The sequence below is a fragment of the Sedimenticola selenatireducens DSM 17993 genome (genome assembly GCF_000428045.1).
In the GTDB taxonomy this organism is placed as follows: domain Bacteria; phylum Pseudomonadota; class Gammaproteobacteria; order Chromatiales; family Chromatiaceae; genus Sedimenticola; species Sedimenticola selenatireducens.
In genome coordinates, this window is sequence record NZ_KE386615.1 from 41473 (window position 1) to 64674 (window position 23202).

The following is a 23202-nucleotide window of genomic DNA, read 5'->3' on the forward strand; positions in this document are numbered from 1 at the left end:
GAGTTTCAATCCGCGCCCCCGCATGGGGGGCGACTCATGCCGGCCTGCCACAGCTCCAGCGGGCAGGCGTTTCAATCCGCGCCCCCGCATGGGGGGCGACCGCTCCAGTATAACTGGTTATTAGATAAGATAAAAAAACCGGATTACCGCGAACCTTACTCTCTCCATGCAATATCCTTGGGAAATATTCATGGGATTGTTCGGCGGAACCACCCGATTGTTTTGTTTTCAAGTTGTTAATGAGCTGCGCGAACCTGCCAAGGTTTATATGAGTACTTGGGGTTCGCGCACTAGGCTTCAGAGAATCAACGTACCTTGCGGGTCATAGCCTGGCTTGGCGCCGATATGTTCCAGTCGTCGTTTCCAGTTGGCACCGAGAAAATAGAATCTCAGGCTGTCCTCGGTTTTATCAATTTCATCAAGCAGCTCTTGTCGCATGACTGCCCACTGAGCCGGATCGACTAGGCACTCAAAGACGGAGTATTGCACTCGCTGTCCGTAGTCAAGACAGATTTTGGCAACACGTCTCAGCCTTCTGGCCCCACCCGGCGTGTCAGTACGTACATCATAGGTTACCAGTACCATCATCGGCTTAGACCTCTTCAGCGCCAGATGAAGGCGGGATATGCATCTAGGTCACCACGTATGTAACGCGCCATGAGTTGTGCCTGCAGGTGGGGCAAGAGACCCAGTTCTATCTCTTCTTCAAGAAACGGGTGACGCAGGGTATCCCGTTTGCGCTCTTGCCATGCTACCAGCACGGCTTTCCGGGTGGCGTCATCCATAGTGACAGCCCCGCTCTCGGTGGTGGTGAACCCATTGACGGCAACTTGCTTCCGGTTGATCAGACTGAGTACCAGGCGATCGGCCAGAAAGGGCCTGAGTTCTTCCATGAGATCCAGCGCGAGTCCGGGGCGTCCGGGCCGGTCCCGATGCAGAAATCCAACGCTTGGGTCCAACCCTACGCACTCCAAGGCAGCAACAACATCCTGCATGAGCAGTGTGTAGAGGAACGATAACAGCGCATTTACCGCATCCAGCGGGGGCCGCCGACTGCGGCCCGCGAAACGAAATGTTTCATTTTGATGGGTTATCAGGTAGTCGAAGACTTCAAAGTAGGCCTTGGCCGCTGCCCCCTCGCAACCACGTATGCTATCAACACCTTCATCACGGCCGAGCACGCCCCGTTGCAATGTGGCGAGGTGGTCCACGGCCGCCTTTATGCTTTGCGAACCATTGGCCTCGGGTCTGTCGCGTAACGCCCTTTGCAACACGGTCCGACTGTTGGCGATTTTCGCCGCCACCAGAATACGGACGATATGTGCTGTCTGATCCGGGTCATCCGCCCAGCGGTATTGCTGACGGCGCATCAGTACGTTGCCCGAAACCGGGCCATGAACTCGCGCCAGGAAACGTCCCCACTCTGTCAGGAAAGCGAGTGCGACGCCACGTTCAGCACAGAGTCCCATCAATGGAGCGCTGGCGGATATTTGCCCAAAGCAGACAATGGCACCCAGGGTATGGATGGGCAGTCGCAGACGGGTTTCCTTCTCGACGCGAACCAGCACATTCTCCCGTTCCCGGGCCAGCCAGGTGCCCTGGGTGGTAACGTATAAAGTGTTCAACAGCTGTTTCATGGTTCCAACATCCGTTTCAGGTAGTTGCTGGCTGTGGAGCTTGCAGAAAAGCAATGTTCCTTGAGGGAACAGCGATCACACTTTGGACCATAGTCGGCTGGGGGTGTACGCCGTTCAGACCATTGAGCATGCATCCGCATGGACAACTCCCTTGTCGTGTCGCGCAACGACTCATTAATCTCCACCGCTTCCCGTCTGCGGGGCTTGCCATAGAAAATGGCCCCTTCAGACACCTCGACGCCCAGCATCTCTTCAAGGCAGATCGCCTGGGCGCAGAGTTGAAGCCGATCCCAATCATCGGCCTTGGATCGCCCCCGCTTGTATTCCACTGGGAAGGGATGCCAGAGTCCGCTTCGTCCGGGTAGCTCCGTGCCTTGTGTATGACGATGAAACTCCACCACATCGGCGATACCGGTCAACCCCAAGGTATGGCTTACCAGCCTGAGACTGCGGGCGGTGTGGATATCACCACGCGTCTCGGTTTCGCCACTGTTGGCCCGTTCATGCAGTATCTGGCCTTCAGCGGTAAAGCGGTTCTCTTCCCAGATCTGCTCCAGATGGATCAGCGCAAACTGACGCGGACAATAGGCGAAGTGCTGCAAGGCCGAGAGCGGCAGAAGATCCTTTTCGTCTGACTCCATGAGCTCCCCGTTCCTCGGCAACGCCCGATTCAGGCCAGCATTTCCATCAAAACCGGATGCCAGATTTCCAGCTCGATATTGCCCATTTTTTCCCCCAGGCGCTGCCGGTCCACCGTGCGGATCTGGTCGAGCAGGATGCGGGCGCGTTTATTCTGGAATCGAATCTCGGGGCGACAACCTAACGGCTGTCCCTTGCTGGTGAGTGGTGCGATGATTACCCGGGGTAACACCTGGTTCATATCGTCGGGAGAGACCACCAGTGCGGGCCTGGTTTTTCTTATCTCGCTCCCCCGTGTCGGGTCCAGGTGCACCCAGTAGACCTCGCCGCGCTTTACCATTGCCAATCCTCGTTCTCATCCTCGGTTTCAATCAGGTCGGCCCAGACATCCTCGTCTGCTTCCGGACGATAGCCATCGAACCAGCCCGTGCGTGGGGCACGGACCGGTTCGATGACAATACGCTTGCCATCAAGACGCAGTTCAATGTCGTTATCGATCTCGCAAGCTGCGAGAAATGAGGCCGGGATCAGAACGCCACGGGAGTTGCCGATCTTTCGAAGGGTGCTTTTCATCGTCAGTGACTCTGCTGAATTAAGTAATAACAATGTTAGTACCTCGCCTTGTTTGGTGCAAGCCTGCTTTTGGTCAGAAACGACGCATCAGGGTGACACCATTTCCCAGATCCGTCTCTCCACCAGGCGAAACGATCTCGTCAACAGGAACACCATCGAACCGGACGCGATAGCCTGAAAAATTTCGCACCGGTTCACTGGGATCGACCCGATCAATGGTCACGCGATCAAACAAGGCATGGGCAGAGGTGTTGCCCAGCCGATCATTATGTTTGAACACCAGCAAGCCTCTGGCACTCATCTCCCCCCGGGCGGCTGATCGATCATGGTCAAACATCTGTTCCAGCGATTTCCAGAAGAGTTCCAGGTCATCGTCCGAAAAACCGGTCTGTTCAGCCAGTGGGGCGCTGATAAAGCCGTGGCTACAGTAGAGGCCATAGGGGATGGTGAATTTGCGGCCCATGGTGCGTTCTTTCTCAAGATCCTTTTCGTTTGTTACAGCCATGCGAGTCAGGGCATGCTCGGACGATATGACCGGATCAATCGATCTTCCAAAGGTCAACTGCACTGGACCACGCACCTGACCACAATTGATCTCCGTAGTCATCACCGCGCCAAAAGTACGTATATCGAAAAAATTGCTCAGCATGAATCCGGTTACCTTCTTGGCATCCTCCACTTTTTTCGGAAGCTTCTTCGATTCGGGCTTAAGATCAAATTGCTTGTAGGCTTCCTCATGCTTGCGGTTCAGGACTGCCTTCTCACGCACATAGATCTTATAGCCCTCGGCATTTTCTCCTTTAGCCAGTTCAACAAAGTTACGCACCTTGCGTTTCAGACAGACATCGGTAACCAGTCCGTGGCCGGTCTCGGCATCGACACGCGGCAGGTTGCCGGCATCCGGATCGCCATTGGGGTTGCCATCTTTTACATCAAACAGATAGATAAAGTCGTAGCGGTTTTGCATGGGCATTACTCCTGAACCTCGTTTGTGATTTCCTGATCATTGCTGGTTATTTTTGTTTCACCGTTCCCGTTGAACAACGCCTTTCGCTGGTGGTAATAGCCAATAGCGAAATTGGCCTGCGCCTCCAGATTGAGGTGTGGCGGCATGGTGTCCATGCCATCTACAATCTCCTGCACCAGCTTTTCCCGCTTGACTTTCTCTCCCGGGTGTAGCTTCGCCAGATGGTGTTGATAAGTGCGCAGCAGGCGCGGGAATACCATGGACGGGGTGGCGGAAGCGGCGCTGTAAAAGCGCTCCCGGATGGTGGCATTAATGCCGGGCTGCGCCCGCTCCTGGGTCTTTTCGAGCGCAGCGAACAGCCGACCCAACCGATAGGCTGGATCAGTTCTTTCTGTATCGAGACTCACGGGAATTCCTCCTTGTTGATTTGGCTTTCTGGTCAGCCACGCCTTGAGCATTGCGGCACGGCAGTAGTTGATGGTGTGGTCGGTACGGATGCGGCGAACCACCGCGCTGGCCAGTGCATCGGGGTAAGGTGTGCCCTGGAGGATGGCGCGCATCAGGGCGCCACCAAGCAGTGGTTGGATATCTTTGGGCTCGCGGGCAGTTTCGCGCAGCAGCATCCATGCGGGTGGAAATACCGGGTCGGGTCGCTTACTGCCCTCTTCGAACTGCCGCACTATATGCAGGGCGTCATAATGCGCCTTCAGGCTATCAAACAACCCAAGAAGTGAATCGGCATGCCAGAGGCGCACGGATAACCGGGCGGCATTGGGTGCGAGACCGAGGAGATAGATCGGCGTTGTCGGATCGTCGCCCAGTGAGGCCAATTCACCACCGCCGTTTCGTAGCGCCTTGAGGAGTACCTTTGTCTGTTGTAGCGCTGCTTCATCCTGTGTTGCATCAGCTTGCAGACCACCACTGAACAGGTCACCCAACAGCGCCTCGGTGACAGTAGGCTGGTCAGTCCAGAAAACGACGGTGGAATCACCAACCGTAATGCGATGCTGGTTACTGCGTGGCCCGCTGAGAACACCATTCAGTGCGGTGCAATAACGGAACGCGACGGCCTCGGAAACCGGCGCGTTGCGGCTTTGTTCCTTGCCGTAAGAGGTAAAGGCATCGCAATTGTAGGATACCAACAGCGCACCGGAGGATTGTGCTCCACCAACCCCTTTGATCTTGGGCTCATGGATCTTGGCGGGTACGGATTGTTCACCTGTAACCAGGCACATACTCCTTATACGGTCCGCTCCATCATCCGTCGCTTGCTGCTTATCCCACCAGTCACGGATAACTTGGTTCTCATGCACATAGCGAGTTTCACCAATGATCTGAAATATGCCAAAACCACTGATCAGCTCGTTGAGCAACTCGAACTCCTGGCACCGGTCCGGTTGCCACTGTTCGAGAAAACGGCAGACACTATTGAAGTCCGGGTCATCGATCATTCCCTCTTTCGCCAGATGCTGCTCACGCAAGGCCACAAATGACTTGGCTGTTCGCTCTTTGCGCTTTAGATATTCATCATCTGATTCTTTCGGCCCACGCGGGGTTACGTGGCCCAGCAGATAAGCGCTGTTGTCCCACAGAAAACAGGGGTTAAGTCCCGATCCGGTGGGCTTCGACTGACCGGGAACCAACAACTGCACCGGCTGCGGTTTCCTGCCACTGTTATCACGCAGGTCATGGATAGCGTGCAGCCGCCCATCGGGATGAATAACCACCGCAAAAGCGATCTTCTGCGTGCTATAACCGGGCGCCGCTATGCCATAAGCCGGGTCGTCGGCAAGCCTGTTGTAGAGGGTGTTCAGGGCCTGAAGGATCATGCCAGTGCCCCTCCCGTCTGATTCAGGCACCCGGCCACATCAATCACCCCGTCGACCATACGTGCCCGGAAGAAACGCGGCGTCATGTTGTCGGTAAAGTCGATATCGTGAAGCATGAAGCCAAGTTCGCGGACCCCGTGCAGCTCCTCGGGGCAGACCGGCCAATCACCTTCAACGGGGTGGAAATCAGCGGCAAATTCACGGGTGCCGAGATAGGGCCTGTGGAAGCATTGCCCCTTCTTCACCCGACGATTAAAAGTGTCCAGGTGCTTTGCTGCCGGGTCGGAGGTGATCGAGCCATCGCGTTCCCTGGAGTCTATAACCTCAAAATGGGCCTCGATACCGTAACGGACGTTGGTCAACAACAACGTAGCGCGTTGCTGGCGATCCTGATCTGCGTAAAGGGCGAGTACCTTGCCACCACCATTCATAGCGCTCTTGATATTTCCGACCGGGATCTTGCTTGCGACTTCGTTACGGCGAACATTGGTGAAGCGGATCGGGTTAAATACGTGAATCTTGTCGATGATCCAGCGAATCTGCGGTTTCCAGTAGATCGCCTCCAGGATGCCGCGTGCCCCGGATGGGGTCATTACATCGTAGGAGACCCGTTCGGCCTTCATCTCGGGGCGGGTCCAGCAGGCGTAGTCACCGCTGACGAGTAGCTTCACACCTTGTGCCATGTTATTGAGTTCTCCCTTGGTTATACACCGCAAAGGGTGTCTGTCCCGTACAGTTGGTTATCCAGTTGCAAACCCAGCTCTTCGCTGTAATGCAGTTCCACGGTCTTGAGCACCGCGAAACGGTCATAGAGCAGTTCCAGGTGGCCGGCCTGTCGAGCCGTGTCCCAGGCGTGCTTGCCAACACTCACGGTATGGCGCTGCAATTTTCTTGTGAGCTTTATCGGTGCCGGGTTACCCGACTGCTCAAAGCTGCGCAACTGCTCGACCAGCCGACGGCCCTTGTCATCCCAGGGGACGATTACCGGCAATTGCGCGTCCTTGATAAAGCGGAATTTTTCTGCCGCTGTAGCGAAGTTGAAGTAGAGCGGCAGTTCACGGTCACTCGGGGCAAATTTGAATTGATCGCAGATCCCTTCTTTGTCCCAATCCTGCTGGTGCTGCCAGTAGTGGAGCCGAAAATAGTGCTCGATCGCATCCAGTCCCAACAGGTCCTCGTATCTTGATAGCGCCACTACCTGTGAGGCCGCATCGGCGCTGGTACGCTGGAACCCGTAGAGTTTGGCATGTGCCTCCTCTGCTGGGCGGAAAATCCATGTGATTGCCTGTTCACGCCTGCCCTCGCGGTTGCAACGACCGGCAGCCTGGGCAATGGAGTCGAGCCCGGCCAGGGCTCGCCAGACCACGGGAAAATCGACATCGACACCGGCCTCGATAAGTTGGGTGGCGACCACGCGACAGGGTTGCCCGTCCTTCAGCTTCTGACGGATCTCATCCAGTTTACGGCTGCGGTGCTCCGGCGTCATGGCGGCGCTGAGATGGTAGCAGCCCTCGGTACCGGTCTTACCTTTTAGCTCGGCATACAGATTGGCGGCATGGCGGCGGGTGTTGACAATGACGAGCCCCTGCGCCTGCTCGGCCATACGCTCAGACAAGGCAATGCAATCGAGAACGCCGGCATCACGCACCTCGACACGTTTGAGACGTCGGTAGAGCGCCGGGGCGTCGTTGATGATCGGAATCGCCTTGGAGAGGCCGATCTTGAACTCGTCATGATATTCAATTGCCGGTTGGGTTGCAGTGCAGAGCACCACGGTGCAGCCAAACTGTTCCGTTAAGACTCGCAGCGCTTTGAGGCAGGGTTCGAGCAACGTCACCGGCAGGGTCTGCGCCTCGTCCAGGATAATGACCGAATTTGCAATTCGATGGAGTTTGCGACAGCGCGAGGTACGGTTGGCGAACAGTGATTCGAATAGTTGCACATTGGTGGTGACCACCAGCGGCGCGTCCCAGTTCTCGGAGGCAAGGCGGGAACGAGTGGTTTCCTCTTCGGGGTCAAAGTTGGAGTGGTGTTCCAGGATCAGTCCATCCAGGTCCTCGCTGTAATCTTTCAAAACATCACGGAATTCCTGGGCATTCTGCTCGATGATGCTGGTGAAGGGTATTGCGTAAATCACCCTGTTGAGCCCGTTGACTGCACAGTGGCGTAGCGCGAAGGCGAGAGATGCGAGGGTCTTGCCGCCGCCGGTCGGCACGGTGAGCGAATAGAGGCCGGGTTCACCCTCTGCCCTGATACGGCAAGCTGCCAGTACCTCTGCGCGTGCGCTGGCCACCGGGCCTCGCTCGCCCCCAAAACGCTCGTTCATGTACTGTGTAAGGTGCTGAGAGAGGGCAGCGAAATCGACATCACGAGATGGTCTTTCCAACGCCTGTTCCGGGTTCATGAAAGACTCGGTTGCGAGAAAGTCCGCATCGACCAGGCAGGAGAAGAGCATGCGTACGGCGAAGGCCACGGCAAAGGGATCCTGCGGTAACTGGCGCATGCCAAATCCGCATGATGGTAACAGATCGTCAAGGACATTTTTCCGCCATTCAGGCACTTCCTTTTTCAGCCGTTTCTTCATCGAGGCACCACTTTCGTGGAGGGCATCCAAAAGTCCGGCATGGTGGCCTGCGATGGGGTAGGCCAACATCGCACCCAATCCGGGAGAGAGGGTGTTCATCGCGTGTTGTGCCCCAGCCGACGCGTGATCGACCTTACCCTGCACCTCTCCCGAATGGGAATCGCCACCCACACTTCGTAAGTACGTCTGAAAGGCGTCCGAGAATTTGCCCAGGTCATGCCATCTGGCGACCAGGGTGCCCGATTGCCGCCACGCGTCGCTATCTGCCGCCATGTGTCGGAAGGCAGTGCCGACAAACCCTCGAATACGGGTTTCGACGGCCTCCAGATGACCTTCCGGTCCCAGCAGTGGCTCCCATTGGGAAAAGTCGTCGGGTGTCCGGGGGTTACTGTGTGCGTAATAGTCCATGCCACTTTCCTGTGCCTGCTTCTCCGGCATGTTACTGGGGCAGGGGCTCAAACCATGAGCCTCATGTGGAAAAGAAGGACAATCCTACGCCGTAATTGTCATCGGATGCAAATCGACCACGGGTTGTCCGCCTGAATTCGTTCAGGACTTCGACAGCTCTCGTTAACGGGTCCCTCCACGATGGGCTTGCCGTAGAGACAGCTGTTCAAAACAGGCAGTTGGGGTCGCAGTGGCATGGGAATGTCACCCTTTCTTACAGTGCGGTGGTGCTGGAAATACCCTTACCTAAGCACGGCTTTGGTAATTCCGGGGAGGCCAATTGGTGAAAACCACTATCTCTTGGCAGCGGATCAGCGGATATACTGCGGCCATGTCCTCACGATTGCTGGGTGTTTTGCATTCCAGCGGGCGAGGGGTGACGGATAACTAGAAAAGTGTGACAGCGGTTAAGGAGGAGGTGTGACGATGCGACCTGTGCAACGGTTCGGTCTGGGCCTGGTGCTCTCCCTGGTAATGCTGGTGGTCCAGGGTGGTGTACCGCGCGATCCCGGCAATTTCTTCGATCAGACGCTGGGTGATTTCCGCGAGGAGCTGGAGACGGCCCGACAGAGCGGCAAGAAGGCCGTCCTGATCATGTTCGAGATGGATGAGTGTCCCTTCTGCCACCGCATGAAGCAGACAGTGCTGAATCAACCGGAGATCCAGGATTACTTCAAACAGCACTTTCTGGTGTTGAGCGTCGACATCGAGGGTGACGTGGAAATCACCGACTTCAAGGGCGATGTCACCACCGAGAAGGATTTCGCCTTCAAGGGCAACCGGGTGCGGGCAACCCCGGTGTTCGCTTTTTTTGATCTTAATGGCGACCCGATCAAGGGAGCCCGCTACACCGGTGCCACCAAGGGGCCGGAGGAGTTCCGCTGGTTTGGCGAATACGTGGTGGATGAGGTGTTCCGGGAGATGAGTTTCACCCGCTACAAGCGTGCTCGATTGCAAACCCAATGAACGGCGGAAATCGATAATGAAGAGACGGATACGCAGCCGGCTGTGGCCGCTGGCGTTGTTGCTGGCGCCGGTGCTGAATGCCGAGGAGGCGCGGCTGCCGGAGCCATTGACTCTGGAGTACGCCCTGGCGCTGGCTGATGAGGCGCATCCTGCGCTGGCACTGCAGCAGGCGAGGGTGGATGAGAGTCTTGCGCTGCAAGAGTTGAGCGAGTCTGAGGATGGCTGGAATGTCGGTCTTACTGGTTCATTACGCGCGGTACATCCCTCCCATCGTGCCCTCGAGAGTAGTAGTAACGACAGCAGCCTGCGCCTGAAAATGCGTAAGCGGCTGTACGACTTTGGCCACAGCGAAGCGACCCGGGAGGCATCTGATGCCGCGCTGGCTGGCAGCCGCTGGTCCTATCTGGAGGTACGCCAGCAGCGTCGCCTGGAGATCATGCGTGACTATTTCGACGTGTTGCTGTCGGACCTGGAGTACAACCGCGATAACGAAGCAATGACCATGGGTTATCTGCACTGGGACAAGGCCCGGCAGCGCAATGAGCAGGGACAGCTTTCCGATATCGAGGTGCTGGAGCTGGAGAGTATTTTCCAGCAGCGGCGCACCGAATGGCAGCGCAGCAGGAACCGGCAGCGCGCCAGCCGACTGAAGCTGGCCATCAGCCTGAACCATCCGCAACAACTCTCCGGTACCCTGGTCCGTCCACCCCTGCAGCTGGAACGCGAGCTGCCCGAGGTGGCTACCCTGACCGAAGAGGTGCTGAACAACAACCCGCGTCTGCGCGCCCTGCGCCGTCAGGTGGCCGCGGCCCAGGCCGGCGTGCGTGCGGCGAAAACCGATCATGGGCCGACCATACATGGTGAGCTGGAGGCAGCAGCCTATAACCGGGTCACCAGCACCCGTGACCCGCTGGCCGCAGCCCTGGTGATCGAGGTGCCGCTGTTCAGCAGCGGGTATGATGCCGCGCTGGCCGGGCAGATTGCCCGCCTGCATCAACGGCAGGCGTTGCTGGCCAGCGGCGAGCTGGAGCTGCGCCAGGCGGTACTCGATCTGTGGCTGGAGATCCAGGTGCTGCAGAACCGGCAGAAGGAGCTGGCGGTCCTGGGCGCTTACCGCGATCTCTACATCGACCGCAGCCGGGCCCTGTACGAGTTGGAGGTGAAATCGGACCTGGGTGATGCACAGGCGCAGATATCCGACTACCAGTTGCAGCAGGCGCAGGCCGATTACGCGCTGGCCATGGCCTGGGCCAATCTTGATGCCCTGCGCGGTCAGCTGATCAAACCCGAGGCAATGATCGAAGAGGAAAAACCACAATGAAGCGGATACTGCTAGTGCTGGTGATGTTGTCGTTTCACTCCGCTGCGGTAGCGGAAACCCTGCGCGCCAGCCTGGACTGGAGCCAGCGGGTCACCCTGGGGCTGAGCGTTTCGGGGGTGATCGCCCGTGTCGCCGTGCAACCCGGTCAACGGGTCGAGAAAGGCCAGCTTCTGGTGGCGCTGGATGACCAGCACCTGCGTGCACGCATTGCCCGTGCCGAGGCCGAATTGGAGGAGGCGCGGCAGAGCCGGGAGGAGGGCGTGCGGGAGCTGCAACGGGCCACCGAACTGTATGACCGCACGGTGCTGTCGGACCATGACCTGCAACTGGCCCAGATCGGCGAGGCGCGGGCCAGGGCTGCCTGGCACAGGGCGCAGGCCGATCTGGCCGAGGCGCGCGTGCTGTTGCAGCAGAGCCGTATCCCGGCACCCTTTGCCGGGTTGGTGGTCGCGGTGACCGCTCAGCCAGGGCAGGCGGTGATAAGTGGGTTGCGCGCCGAGCCCCTGGTCGAGCTGGCACAGGACAGTCCGCTGCTGGCCCGGGCTGCGGTCAGCGCCGAACAGGCGGCTCGTTTGACACAAGACAGCGTTGTTCAGGTTGAAATCGGTGGTCGGCAGCTGGATGCCAGGTTACGCCATATCGGACTGGAGCCACTGAAGGTTGACCAGGCTGGGCCGCTGTATGAACTGCAGGTGCTGTTTGATCGCCCCGATGCCTTCAGCGCCAGGGCTGGCCTGCCGGCACTGATCCATGTGTCGGAATAACGCTATCGATTGACACACTTTTTCCGGGTAATTGGCGTCCGTTTCCCCGTCTATTATCAATCTGTGTATCCCACATCTGCATTGCCGGCCTCGCCGTGCAATGCAATGTCTAGTGTGTGGCATTCAAGGAGCGATTATGAACAGGCATCACCTCTCACTGCTGCTGTTACTGTTGTTGATCACCACCCCCGTGCTTGCGGAGATGGCACGCACGCCCTCGCCGGAGGACGCTTCGGTCTATATCATTTCACCGGCTGACGGTGACACGGTACCGAGTACATTCACCGTGCATTTCGGCCTGAAAGGGATGGGCGTCGCACCTGCGGGCATCGACAAGGAGAACACCGGTCATCATCACCTGCTGGTGGACGGCAAGGCGATGCCAATGATGGACCAGCCGCTGGGTACGGATATCAAGCACTTTGGCGGTGGACAGACCCAGACGGAACTGACCCTCACCCCCGGCCAGCACACGCTGCAACTGATCCTCGGGGACAAGGCGCATGTCCCGCATGATCCGCCAGTGGCGTCGGAAGTGATCACCATCACCGTGCAGTAGCACCGCCATCGGCCGGTTGGCCGCACTGGATGCAGAACCGGTTGCCGGCAACCAGTTCGGTGCCGCAGTGGATGCAGAATCTGAGCCGAGCGCCCTGTGGTAGCGGTGTGTCCGGTGAAATGTTCTTGTTGAGAGCCTCAATCAGCAGATCAACGCCATTATGAAAAAAGGGCTCGCCGGGTATGGGGATGGCGTTGAGATAGGCCAGCAGCTGCAGGCTCTCCGGCAACTCGTCCGCATCGGGCATGGTGCTGTTTTTTACCAGTACCGGGATGATCGGGATCGCTTTGTTCAGGGCGGTTTCGATCTCCATCCGAAGCGGATCCGTGGCCAGTTCCAGGCGGCGTTCGCCCTTGGGATTTTTTGCGTTCAGCCACTGGTTGCCGATAATCGCCACCAGCACGTGGCAGTGGTCGATGGTGTTGCTGATATGTTCGCGGAAATCGACCCCGGCCGGTATGGAGTCGACATCCCGAAAGATGGTCTCCTTGCCAAACTCACTGATCAGACGGTCACAGATTCTGCCGGTGATTTCCCGACTGTCTTCGCGCCGATAGGAGACGAAAATACTACCTGAGCACTTTTTCCGTGCCACACCGGCTGGCGGAGGGGTGACGGGCGCCGCCGCCCGTGGGGGTGGCGATGGCGGTTGGTCCGCGGTTGCTTCCACATAGAGATACTGGCCAGGCTTGATCACTGAGTTGATGGATTTTTCAATTCCTTTCAGACTGAAAATCTCTTTCAGATTTTCCGGTGAGCGGTCCCCACAAACCAGTTCAAGGGTCTGATTCGGCGCCAGGTGGATCTGCAGCGGCTGACATTTATAGAGGTCCAGCTTGATGCCGATAAGATGGGGACCGGCAGGCACCTTGAACTGTTTGGTCTGGCCCGACTTGATCTTGCCGACCGGCTGGTTGTCCAGGGTGATGGTGAACTGCCGGAGCTGGTTGGAGCTGGTTTTGTTACGACGCAGGGTGATGAAGGCTGGCGGATTGTTCATCGGTTTACCTTTCCCGCCCGGTTACATTTCACCGCTGATGATGAGATAGAAAACCATGACCGCGATACTGCCGTAAAGCCAGAGCTTGCCCACATCCTTTTTGGCCTCCGATTCACCCTGCACCAGGTAGATGATGCCCATGATCAGTCCGATGAACGGAATGAACAGGGTAGCGAACAGTATCCCGTATTTCATACCATCCGAGACGGTCGCCGGGTCTGCGCCGATCTCGATAACCGGGTCGGTCTGGTGGCTGCCGGTGGTGCCTGATGCGCTTGCCAGCGGATGCCGGCAGTTGCCGCAGAATCGGGCATTGTCTGGGTTTTCTGTTCCACACTCCGGACAAAACATGCCGCTCCCTCCCTGTTTTTGATGCCGTGATTCACAAGGCCAGTCCGCCTGAATGGGGATTTCACCACTTGATCGGGCCATTGCGGATCACAACTGAAATTGTAGACCACTGATCTCGCAACGGCAGATCGAATCGGATTGTGGGCAATTCAGGCTCTCCGGGCCTGACAAGGGTGACGCATGGTGCGGAAAGCGGTCGACTATACTCAGCCTATGACCGTGCACAGGTACCGGTTTGGGGTCGGGGCTGTTTCCCGGCAAAGGGAGATTGCAGCATCGTGGAAAAGCGTAAGGAGATCAGTTCAGCACTGATTGGCAAGGCGCAGGCGGTACTGCGTGGTCGGGCCATGGCGGTCGATGATGTGGACCGGTTGTCCAGGGAGCTGATTGAGGTCGATCTCCACTACTGGGCCCGGCGCCTGTTGCTCAAGGTGCTGGCGCGTAGCGATATCCAGCGCGCCCAGCGTATTCGCCTGGTGCAGGGACTGGCCCTGGCGACCTATAAGGATTGCACGCTGTTGCAGCTGACGGCATTTGACCAGGCGCTGGAGCTGCTGGCGTCGGAGTTTGATCTTGAGACAACGCGGGACCAGGAGACTCTCGGCCTGGTCGGCGCGCTGTACAAAAGACGCTGGCGTATTGATAACCGGCGCCAGTGGCTGGAACAGTCGCTGCACTATTATCGGCGGGGATTTGAGTGCGGGGTTGCCGGGGACGCCGGTTACACGGCCATCAATGCCGCCTATATCCAGGATGTGCTGGCCTGGCTGGAGAGCCGCTCCTACCCGGTGAACAACGCCATCGAGAGCGCGCAGGCACGACGCAGCGATGCCTTGATGATGCGACGCAGTGTTATCGAAGCACTCGACCCACGCCTGCCGCCCGCCGACCAGACCGGCAGCCAGGACTACTGGCTGCTGGCAACCCTGGCGGAGGCCTGCCTGGGCGTGGGGGAGACCGGGCGTGCCGACAGCCTGCTGACGCGGGCGGCACAACTGGACGGGGTGCCGGACTGGTGGCGCAAAAGCACGGTTGAGCAGCTTGTTCATCTGGTGCAAGTGCAATCCCCGCTAGAGGATTCGGAAAAGATTCACAGCTCCGACTCGTGGCGGGCTATCGTCTCACTGATGGGCGAATCGGCCAGCCGGGCAATGCAGACCCTCGCCTCGGGCAAGGTCGGACTGGCCCTCTCCGGTGGCGGTTTCCGTGCCTCGTTTTATCATCTGGGGGTGTTGGCCAGACTGGCCGAGCTGGACATGCTGCGTCATCTGGAGGTGCTCTCCTGTGTCTCCGGCGGCTCCATTGTGGGTGCCCACTATTATCTGGAGCTGCGCCGCCTGATGCAGTTCACCCGGCGCCCGGCCGAGCCGACAGAATCTGGCCTGCGGGATGACGAAATCAGCCAGCAGGATTATCTCGACCTGGTGGACAAGCTGATTAACGATTTTCTCGACGGGGTGCAGAAGAATCTGCGTATGCGCGTGCTGGCCAATCCCTGGGCCAATCTCAAGATGCTGTTTCTGCCCACCTACTCACGCACCGAATACCTGGGCGAGCTGTATGAAAAACACCTCTATAGCCGGGTTGATGACGCCGGGCAGCAGCGACGCTCCCTGGATGAGTTGTTCATTCAACCGCCGGACGAGGCTGACGACTTTCGCCCCGGCAATGTCAACTGGCGGCGCTGTCACAAGATTCCCCAGCTGGTACTCAATGCCACCACCCTGAATACCGGTCACTTGTGGCAGTTCACCGTCAGCTGGATGGGTGAGTCACCCAATATTGTCAACCGTGAATTCGACAAGAACCCGCGTCTGCGCCGGCTCTATTATCAGGAGGCGCCGGAACCGCGCTATCGGCATTTCCGGCTTGGCCATGCGGTGGCGGCCTCCTCCTGTGTGCCCGGCCTGTTTGAGCCGATTGAACTGCCGCGGTTGTATGAACAGAACAATATCCGGCTGGTTGACGGCGGGGTTTATGACAACCTGGGTGTGGCCGCGCTGACTGAGCAGGACTGCGCCGTGATGATCGTCAGCGATGCCAGTGGTCAGTTGAACCCCAACGACGATCCGGCCGGCGGTATTCTGGGTCCGGTATTGCGCAGTATGTCGGTAATGATGGGGCGCATACGCGGCAGTGAATACGAAGACCTGCACGCACGAAAATCCAGTGTGCAGTTGAAGGGCATGACCTATGTGCACCTGACCCAGGGCCTGGACGGGAAAGAGGTCGACTGGAAGGGGAGCGGGGTGCCTGCCGAACCGGCGACGGCGGCACCGGTCACCGGTTACGGCGTACGCAGGGACGTGCAACAGCGCCTGGCCATGATGCGCACCGACCTGGATTCGTTTACCGATGTGGAGGCCTTTGCACTGATGAACAGTGGTTACCACGCCATGTCGCGTGCGGCCGGCTCACTGAAATCATTCCCGTTGATACGGGATGTGACCCGCCCCTGGTCCTTCCGTCAACTGGATGGGGCGATGCAGTCCACCGCCACGACCGGGAACGGTCTCAGCGCGGCGGCCCTGGACCGCCACCTCGGTGTCTCGCATATGAAGTTTTTCAAGGTGTGGCACCTCCATGGTGCGCTGGCGGCGCTGGCGGTTACGCTGGCCGTGCTGCTGCTCGGCGGAGTTGGCTACTGGGTCATCAGCGGGCTGCTCAACAATCCCCAGATGAGCCTGATGGAGACCGCGTCGGTACAGGCCCTGCTGGGTTGGCTGCACCGCTCGTTGACCCTGGGCAACCTGGCCGGTGGCGTGATGATGTTGCTGGCCGGCTACCTGGTATTGGCCCTGTTTGGCCAGCGTTTCGGCAAGCGCATTATGCAGTTTTTCAAGTTGCGCTCGATTCTGCGCAGGGCGGCCATCGGCGTGGGAATCGGCCTGATCGGATGGATTATCCCCACACTGCATCTGCTGCTGTTCGATCGCCTGTTCCTGCGCCTGGGACGACTGCGCTCACCCGACCGCCGGGCAGGCGTCATGACATCAGCAGACGGAACTCCCTGAACCAGCGGGCCAACCGTTCGTGGTAGTGGTGGGCGGCGTATTTCGGACCATTGTAGAATCGCGCGACCCGGTGAAAATCGGCCTCGGCGGGGTTTTGCTTTTGGATCTCTGTGCGGCGCGGCTTCAGGAAACGCGCCACATAGGCCACCTGCTCATCGACCGGGGCGGTAAACAGCGTGCGCGCATCCGGCGCGCCAACCGCGCGGTAATTGCACCCCATGATCTGGCCCAGCCCTAGGCTCATCGACTGCATGCGCAGCTCCTCCAGATCGCTGTCGGGATGGAGAGAGTTGAGGCGCGACAGATAGTGCTGTTCGAAGCGTGGACGGATAATCCCCGCTGTCTCCTGGCGGATAATGGACAGCACCCACTCGGGCCGGATGTCGATCCCCTCCTGTTGTTGGGCCCGTGAAGCGGCCACGGCGGCATCGCCATAGCGATCCAGAATCGCGCGGCAATCGAGGAAGCGGTTTTCATGCAGGGCGTTGAGGTGGAAGATCGCCAGGTCGATGTCGCCTGACATCACCTGATTGTGTTCACAGCGCTGGTAGGCCGCCAGCAGCATTGCCTGCAGTGTCGCCTGGTCCAGGGTGGTCTCAGGGATAGTATCGATCAGACGACCGGCGCTGTTCCATTGACAGGGATAACAGAGCGCTGCGCGGGATATTTTTCCACCGAGCTGGTAGTCGTATTTGAACTGGGCGACCCCCCGGTTGGTCCCGCGGCCGAAGTCGCCGTCGATCAGAAAGGCGCCGCTGGCGGCGGTGGAGTAACCGAGAAAAATCATCAGCCGTTGCAACGCCTTGATGGCGGATTCGCCGGCCGATTTCCGGGTCAACCGAATGTCGGAGGCGAGTAGCCTTTTCAGTGCGCTGCGCCAGATGCCGTCCTCGTCGGCAGGGTGCGTAAGAATCTGCTGAATACGCGGATCGTTGACGAGCGAGACGATGTCCATTTTGATGCCCCCATCCTCTGCCTGACTGTTAAGATGATAGCAGTGTGCGGCCGCCGAACCAGGGGTAGGTCTGCTCAGCCGAAAGCGTAACCCGACGGGTCGGGTGCGCCACCGTTTCACAACCTCGCAACATCTTCGTCGGATGACGCTGCGCTAATCCGACCTGTGTCGCGAATAACGTAGGTTGGGTTTCCGGCTAACCCGACAGGCGGAACCGGTTATTCGCTGTTATCCGGCTCGTACATGGCGTGAAACCGCTCCGCTGCCATGCAGTAGCCATCGGTTTCGTCCGGCTGGTTGAACACCAGATAATCACCTGCGGCGAAGTGCGACTCGCCTTCGCGGGTTTTCAGCGTGCCCGCATGCTCGGTCCGACGCGCCCACACCGGTGTCGACTTGATAAAACGACCGGGGGAGACCTGTCGGTAAGTGCGGGCAAACACATCGGCGGCGACGGTGTAGATGTCACCCGCGTTGTCGACCAGCCAGTCACCGGGCTGGCCATGTTGATTGCCCCCCCATTTGCGATAACGGAGGCCCTCGGTGTCCAGCGCCAGTTTGATAGCGGTAACCGCCTGGTCAGGACGTTTGCGGAAGCGGCGAAGGGTGGCCATAGGCTGAATTTAGCACGCCTTGCAGAATCTGCCGAATGGGGGGAGTCTATGGCGTTGAAGCGTGCCATTCTGCGCCTGGAATGGAGCCCGGCAAATAATCTTCCGAGGTGTCCCGTGTCCTACCGATTCCATCTGACGACTGTCCCATTGATCCTTCTCCTGGCCACACCGGCCGCTGCCGAACCGGATCCCAGAATCCTGGTTGAGTTACCGGCTCCCATGCAGGCGCATATGCTGCAGAATATGCGCGGCCATCTGGAGGTGCTCGATCGATTGTTACTGCTGCTCGCGGAAGGGCGGCTGGATGCGGCCGCTGACCTGGCCGAATCGGAACTGGGCATGAGCTCCCTGGAAAAGCATGGCGCCAGCCATATGGCCCCGTTCTATCCTCAGGGGATGCAGCAGGCCGGTACCCGGATGCACCGTTCCGCCAGCCGTTTTTCCCGCATCGCCCAGGAGGGTGATGTGCTGGCGGCTTACAAATCACTGCGCGAGATCACCGCGGCCTGTACCGCCTGCCATGCGGGCTACCGGGTGCGTTGAGCACGCTGCCGGATGGTGACCCGTTTGAAGCTAACGCTGCCCCACATTGAAGCAATGCCTTTTGATTCTTTCGCTGCGCTGCACAAATCGAGTGCGGCCTGTCTGCGTTCACGGCCAAGCTGGAATACTAACTGTTTGTAATATAAAAATTATTTTGATTTGGCACAGGCCGTGCTGAGTGAAAGTGAGTCGACCATGTCTGCGTGGTTTTTTACTTGATACATCACTCTGCAATGAAGGTAAATTCAACATGAAACTGAAAAAACTAGCTATCGCCGGCGCGCTGCTGGCGGGTACATACAATGGGCTGGCGCTGGCTGAGGGGCCGATCAGCGCCAATGTGGCGTTAACCTCCGACTACGTCTGGCGTGGTACTTCCCAGACCGATAACGGGCCGGCCATTCAGGGCGGCTTTGACTATGCCCACGCCAGCGGTTTCTATATCGGGGTGTGGGGGTCCAATGTCGATTTCAAAAGCGATGCCAATGTGGAGCTGGATCTGTACGGTGGCTACAGTACCGAATTTTCCAGTGGCCTCGGGTTGGATGTGGGCGTGATTCATTATGACTATCCCAGCGAGTCGGATCTCAATTTTGAAGAGGTCTATGTGGGCCTGAGTTACGACTTCATTAGCGCCAAGGTCTCCCATGATCCGGACAATGACAACACCTACTGGGAGGCGGGTGCAGAGTTTGCCTTGCCGCAGGGTTTCGGTCTGGGGCTGCATATCGGCTATAACGATCCCGATGCCGGTGAGGAGGTGACGGACTGGAAATTGGGTGTCACCAAATCTGCTCTTGGTGTCGATTTTGAACTGGCCTATACAGATACCGACAGTAGCAGTAACTCACTGGCGGATGGCCGTGGCATTCTGACCATTTCAAAAAGCTTCTGAATACATCCTGCCGGGGCGGCTTTTGTCCGCCCCGCATTGCCCATCGGATCGGAATTGCGTGGCAGCCTCGCTTTTGGGGGCGGCCTGTCATCATAGTGATATATCTCCAGGGCATGCAGTTTGGGGCTGTGTCATGGATAGACAGGCTGTGTGCGGTTGACATAAATCAAAGCGAACGCACAGGAATGTCAGTTCATAATCAAGTTATTTCTCCCCGGGCCGCTCTATGTCAGTACATGAATAAACAGCGCCGATGTCGTACCCATGAATTTTCACCAGTGTGCAGAGAATAATAACGTATGAAGATTAATCATCCGGTAACCGATGTGGAAAAGCAGTTCAACATCGATGCAAACATACTTTCCACCACAGATCTGAAGGGGGCCATTACCTATATCAACCCCGACTTTGTCGACATCAGTGGCTTTGCGGAAAATGAGTTGCTGAACAAGAACCACAACGTCGTCCGCCATCCGGATATGCCGCCTGCCGCGTTTCAGAATCTCTGGGATACGGTTAAATCCGGAAAAGCCTGGATGGGCCTGGTGAAGAACCGCTGCAAGAACGGTGATTACTACTGGGTCGATGCCCTGGTCACGCCTATCGAGCTCAACGGACAGGCATTTGAGTACCAGTCTGTTCGCTATAAACCGGAAAAAGCGTGTGTCACACGGGCAAGCCACTTATACAAAAGGCTGCAGGAAGGGAAAAACTATAAACCGAGTCTGCGTGCCCGGCTGGGCGTGCGCAATCTGCTGATTCTGTCAAACCTGGTGGCGCTGCTGCCGGCAGCACTGACCAGCCTGACGGAGTCGCTGCAGGCCTACAGTGTGGTGGGATGGCTGCTGAGTGCCGGACTGATCGTCATCGCCAATACCCTGGTGATGTTGCCGCTGGCAGCCCTGGTCAAGCGCGCCAGGTCCATATTCGATAATCCGTTGATGTGCAAAATTTATACTGATCGGGATGATGAATTCGGTCAGATACAGGTGGCGATGCGCATGCGCCGTTCCAAACTTAATGCCGTTATCGGCCGGCTTTCAGATACCACCCGAATCTTGCGCGAGACTGCGGATGTCACATCGGAGGCGGCCAATCGCACCAGCCAGGGTGTAAGCACCCAGCAGTGCGAGATTACCCAGGTGGCCACGGCGATGACGGAGATGTCAGCCACGGTTCAGGAGGTGGCGAGAAACGCGGCCATGACCGCTGAGCACACTGCCGCCAGTCAGCGGGAGAGTCAGGCCGGACAGGGGGTCGTGGAAGAGGCGATTAGTGCCATCCATCATCTCAGTGAAGAGATCCAGCAATCCTCGGGGGTGATCCAGCAGCTTTCCGGCTACAGCGAAAATATCGGCAGTATTCTTGCCGTGATCAAGGGCATTGCCGAGCAGACCAACCTGCTGGCGCTCAATGCCGCCATTGAGGCGGCGCGTGCCGGTGAACAGGGGCGCGGATTTGCCGTGGTGGCCGATGAAGTGAGGACCCTGGCCAGTCGCACCCAGGAGTCGACCCAGGAGATTGAGAAGATGATTGACCATCTGCAGGGTGGCGCCAGGGAGGCGGTGCAGGTCATGGACCGGAGCCAGGCGAGTGCCGGTAACTGCGTCGATATTGCCGCGCGCGCGGGTGAGGCGTTGCGAACCTTGACGAAAACCATCAATACCATCAGCGACATGAACTTCCAGATAGCCACGGCTTCCGAAGAGCAGAGCGCGGTGGCGGATGATATTCAGAAAAGCATTGTCAATATCAGCCAGGTTTCCGAAGAGACATCACTGGGTGCCAGGCAGAGTGCCGCCGCCACGGAACAGATAGTTCAATCCATTATCCGGCTGGATGGACTGGTGGATCAATTCATGGACAAGCGTGGCTGATTCACCGGGCCCGGCGTGCCATCCCGTGAGTGATTTCCGCTATGCTTAGCCCCATAGCCGCACCAATGGAGGGCAGATGAAACCGCGAATCAGCATGATCACCCTGGGTGTCGGGGATCTGGAAAAGTCGGTCCGATTTTATGAGGATGGACTGGGCTTTCCGCGCATGGAATCGCCGCCCACGGTGGCATTTTTTACCCTGAATGGCAGCTGGCTGGGACTCTACGGCCGTGAAGCCCTGGCGGAGGATGCCCAGGTTTCGGCGCAGGGCAGCGGCTTTAACAGCTTCACCCTGGCGCACAATGTGGAGAGTGAGGCGGAAGTGGATGCGTTGCTGGCGCAGGCGGTCTCCGCCGGCGCGACCCTGGTGAAACCGGGGCAAAAGGTTTTCTGGGGTGGCTATTCGGGTTACTTTAAGGACCCCGATGGTCATCTCTGGGAGATTGCCCACAATCCGTTCTGCTGGATCGGGCCCAGGGATTGACCGGTTTTCAGGCGGATGAAAGGCCGCCACCCCTCCAGAAACAGGTAAGTCTATGCATGAAAATGAGCCCGCGGTGGCCGGTGTTTTCCCGGATATGCTCTGGTTTGAGGACTTCACGGTCGGCCAGGTGTTTGAATATGGTGACTGGGAGATGCGCCGTGAGGAGATGATCGCCTTTGCCAAACTGTATGATCCGGAGCCGTTTCACCTGGACGAGGCGGCCGCCGTTGCCCAGGGCTGGGGCGGACTGATCGCCTCAGGCCCGCAGGTGGCGGCCATCTGGCGTCGCCTCAGCAAGGAGGCGTTTCCCAACGCCAGCACGGTGATCTCTCCCGGCTGGGACAACATCCGCTGGCTGAAACCGGTGTTTGCCGGCGACCGGCTGTCGGCCCGGACTGAAATCGCCGAGATGCGTGAACTGGGCAGCCGTCCCGGCGAGGGCATGATCAAACTTCAGAACGAGATGCGGCGCCAGGGGGATGAGGTGGTGTCGACCCTCAATTCCACCTGGTTTGTCAGGCGAAATCCCGAGTAGGGAGCTCAGGATCGATTCTTGGGTAGCGATCGCTCCGCCGCGAAAACTGCTGGCGCCTATACTTTTCCTTACGGTAACAATTTCTATACTGGGCGCTGTGCAGTTGGGTAGGGTGGATACGTGAGAGTGCATCCACCAGAAAAGTAAACCGGCGGGCCTGTCATCTGGGAGTGGCTATGAAAAAACGGACTATGGTAGTTCTCGGGCTGTGCCTGCTGGTGCTGGCGGGTTGCGCGTCTGTCCAAGAGCGGCGTGATCGGCGTATTGCGGAAAACCGGGAGCTGTTCGACTCGTTCCCGGAAGAGATCCAAGCCCAGGTGAGGCAGGGCAGCGTCGAGGTCGGATTTACCAAGGAAATGGTGCGCCTCGCCTGGGGGCCGCCGGACCATGTCTTTACCCGCGTGACCAAGGAGCGGCGTGCCACGATTTGGGGCTATACCCGGACCAGATACTATCCCTACCGGGACCGTATGAGCATTCCGGTCTATTTTATCGACGGCAACGGCCGGCGGCGCATCCGGTATCACAGTGTCTGGATCAACTCGGAGACCCAGGAAGAGTACACGGTGGCACGGGTGGAGTTTGTCAGGGGTGAGGTCATCGGTGTCGAGCAACTGCTTACCGATGGCGCGGCGGACGCACTCTAAC

General features: G+C 58.2%; 24 protein-coding genes. 11 read left to right on the forward strand and 13 right to left on the reverse strand.

Annotation, left to right across the window (positions count from 1 at the left end):
* Positions 1-297: 297 nt before the first annotated feature.
* The 9 genes from cas2 to A3GO_RS0119645 form a co-directional block, all read right to left on the reverse strand.
* On the reverse strand, positions 298-588 hold the full coding sequence (gene cas2 / locus A3GO_RS0119605) for a CRISPR-associated endonuclease Cas2 (RefSeq protein ID WP_029134840.1): 291 nt from the start codon (positions 586-588) through the stop codon (positions 298-300).
* 14 nt (positions 589-602) lie between these two features.
* A complete protein-coding gene (gene cas1c, locus A3GO_RS0119610; protein ID WP_029134841.1) occupies positions 603-1637 on the reverse strand; it encodes a type I-C CRISPR-associated endonuclease Cas1c in 1035 nt (344 codons plus the stop codon).
* Positions 1634-2278: a CRISPR-associated protein Cas4 gene (gene cas4 / locus A3GO_RS0119615; protein ID WP_029134842.1), complete on the reverse strand. Its 645-nt coding sequence runs from the start codon at positions 2276-2278 to the stop codon at positions 1634-1636. The genes cas1c and cas4 overlap by 4 nt, the downstream gene beginning before the upstream one ends.
* 29 nt (positions 2279-2307) lie before the next feature.
* On the reverse strand, positions 2308-2616 hold the full coding sequence (locus A3GO_RS0119620) for a type II toxin-antitoxin system PemK/MazF family toxin (RefSeq protein WP_029134843.1): 309 nt from the start codon (positions 2614-2616) through the stop codon (positions 2308-2310).
* Complete coding sequence (locus A3GO_RS0119625; protein ID WP_029134844.1) at positions 2610-2849, reverse strand: AbrB/MazE/SpoVT family DNA-binding domain-containing protein; 240 nt, start codon at positions 2847-2849, stop codon at positions 2610-2612. The genes A3GO_RS0119620 and A3GO_RS0119625 overlap by 7 nt, the downstream gene beginning before the upstream one ends.
* 73 nt (positions 2850-2922) lie before the next feature.
* A complete protein-coding gene (gene cas7c, locus A3GO_RS24710) occupies positions 2923-3816 on the reverse strand; it encodes a type I-C CRISPR-associated protein Cas7/Csd2 (protein ID WP_245621799.1) in 894 nt (297 codons plus the stop codon).
* A 5-nt stretch (positions 3817-3821) separates the two neighbouring features.
* Positions 3822-5645 (reverse strand): type I-C CRISPR-associated protein Cas8c/Csd1, encoded by a 1824-nt coding sequence (gene cas8c / locus A3GO_RS0119635; RefSeq protein WP_029134845.1) that lies wholly within the window; start codon positions 5643-5645, stop codon positions 3822-3824.
* Positions 5642-6328, reverse strand: coding sequence for a type I-C CRISPR-associated protein Cas5c (gene cas5c, locus A3GO_RS0119640; protein ID WP_029134846.1), 687 nt, complete (start codon positions 6326-6328; stop codon positions 5642-5644). The genes cas8c and cas5c overlap by 4 nt, the downstream gene beginning before the upstream one ends.
* A gap of 20 nt (positions 6329-6348) precedes the next feature.
* Complete coding sequence (locus A3GO_RS0119645; protein ID WP_029134847.1) at positions 6349-8637, reverse strand: CRISPR-associated helicase/endonuclease Cas3; 2289 nt, start codon at positions 8635-8637, stop codon at positions 6349-6351.
* Between the two features lie 465 nt (positions 8638-9102).
* Here A3GO_RS0119645 and A3GO_RS0119650 point away from each other — a divergent pair, with 465 nt between their 5' ends.
* From A3GO_RS0119650 to A3GO_RS0119665, 4 genes are all read left to right on the forward strand, one after another.
* The gene (locus tag A3GO_RS0119650) at positions 9103-9642 is read left to right on the forward strand and encodes a thioredoxin family protein (RefSeq protein ID WP_084610272.1); all 540 of its coding nucleotides are present in this window, start codon (positions 9103-9105) and stop codon (positions 9640-9642) included.
* Between the two features lie 16 nt (positions 9643-9658).
* Positions 9659-10963: a TolC family protein gene (locus A3GO_RS24715; protein ID WP_051302683.1), complete on the forward strand. Its 1305-nt coding sequence runs from the start codon at positions 9659-9661 to the stop codon at positions 10961-10963.
* Positions 10960-11727: an efflux RND transporter periplasmic adaptor subunit gene (locus tag A3GO_RS24720; RefSeq protein WP_037376133.1), complete on the forward strand. Its 768-nt coding sequence runs from the start codon at positions 10960-10962 to the stop codon at positions 11725-11727. Before A3GO_RS24715 ends, A3GO_RS24720 begins: the two co-directional genes overlap by 4 nt.
* A 136-nt stretch (positions 11728-11863) precedes the next feature.
* On the forward strand, positions 11864-12286 hold the full coding sequence (locus A3GO_RS0119665) for a DUF4399 domain-containing protein (protein ID WP_029134849.1): 423 nt from the start codon (positions 11864-11866) through the stop codon (positions 12284-12286).
* Here the strand turns inward: A3GO_RS0119665 and A3GO_RS25505 are convergent.
* Both A3GO_RS25505 and A3GO_RS0119680 read right to left on the reverse strand, forming a co-directional pair.
* The gene (locus tag A3GO_RS25505) at positions 12273-13286 is read right to left on the reverse strand and encodes a TIR domain-containing protein (RefSeq protein WP_051302685.1); all 1014 of its coding nucleotides are present in this window, start codon (positions 13284-13286) and stop codon (positions 12273-12275) included. The two genes, A3GO_RS0119665 and A3GO_RS25505, sit on opposite strands and share 14 nt — an antisense overlap.
* Positions 13287-13307: 21 nt before the next feature.
* Positions 13308-13718, reverse strand: coding sequence for a zinc ribbon domain-containing protein (locus tag A3GO_RS0119680; protein WP_084610273.1), 411 nt, complete (start codon positions 13716-13718; stop codon positions 13308-13310).
* Positions 13719-13915: 197 nt separating this feature from the next.
* On the opposite strand from A3GO_RS0119680, the gene A3GO_RS24730 reads away from it, so the two are divergent.
* Positions 13916-16651 (forward strand): patatin-like phospholipase family protein, encoded by a 2736-nt coding sequence (locus tag A3GO_RS24730; RefSeq protein ID WP_051302687.1) that lies wholly within the window; start codon positions 13916-13918, stop codon positions 16649-16651.
* Here A3GO_RS24730 and A3GO_RS0119690 read toward each other — a convergent pair.
* Both A3GO_RS0119690 and A3GO_RS0119695 read right to left on the reverse strand, forming a co-directional pair.
* Positions 16623-17606, reverse strand: coding sequence for an N-acetylmuramidase domain-containing protein (locus tag A3GO_RS0119690; RefSeq protein WP_084610275.1), 984 nt, complete (start codon positions 17604-17606; stop codon positions 16623-16625). The genes A3GO_RS24730 and A3GO_RS0119690 overlap by 29 nt on opposite strands.
* Before the next feature lie 218 nt (positions 17607-17824).
* A complete protein-coding gene (locus A3GO_RS0119695; RefSeq protein WP_029134852.1) occupies positions 17825-18220 on the reverse strand; it encodes a hypothetical protein in 396 nt (131 codons plus the stop codon).
* 114 nt (positions 18221-18334) lie between these two features.
* Here A3GO_RS0119695 and A3GO_RS0119700 point away from each other — a divergent pair, with 114 nt between their 5' ends.
* The 6 genes from A3GO_RS0119700 (at position 18335) to A3GO_RS25510 (ending at position 23201) form a co-directional block, all read left to right on the forward strand.
* Positions 18335-18763, forward strand: a complete 429-nt coding sequence (locus tag A3GO_RS0119700) for a hypothetical protein (protein ID WP_245621800.1) — start codon at positions 18335-18337, stop codon at positions 18761-18763.
* 250 nt (positions 18764-19013) lie between these two features.
* On the forward strand, positions 19014-19658 hold the full coding sequence (locus A3GO_RS0119705; RefSeq protein ID WP_029134854.1) for a TorF family putative porin: 645 nt from the start codon (positions 19014-19016) through the stop codon (positions 19656-19658).
* Positions 19659-19957: 299 nt separating this feature from the next.
* Entirely contained in the window at positions 19958-21535 is a 1578-nt protein-coding gene (locus A3GO_RS0119710; protein ID WP_029134855.1) for a methyl-accepting chemotaxis protein, read from the forward strand.
* Between the two features lie 76 nt (positions 21536-21611).
* Positions 21612-22019, forward strand: coding sequence for a VOC family protein (locus tag A3GO_RS0119715; protein ID WP_029134856.1), 408 nt, complete (start codon positions 21612-21614; stop codon positions 22017-22019).
* Between the two features lie 52 nt (positions 22020-22071).
* Complete coding sequence (locus A3GO_RS0119720; protein WP_084610277.1) at positions 22072-22554, forward strand: MaoC/PaaZ C-terminal domain-containing protein; 483 nt, start codon at positions 22072-22074, stop codon at positions 22552-22554.
* Between the two features lie 176 nt (positions 22555-22730).
* Positions 22731-23201, forward strand: coding sequence for a hypothetical protein (locus A3GO_RS25510; RefSeq protein WP_051302690.1), 471 nt, complete (start codon positions 22731-22733; stop codon positions 23199-23201).
* Position 23202: the final 1 nt, after the last annotated feature.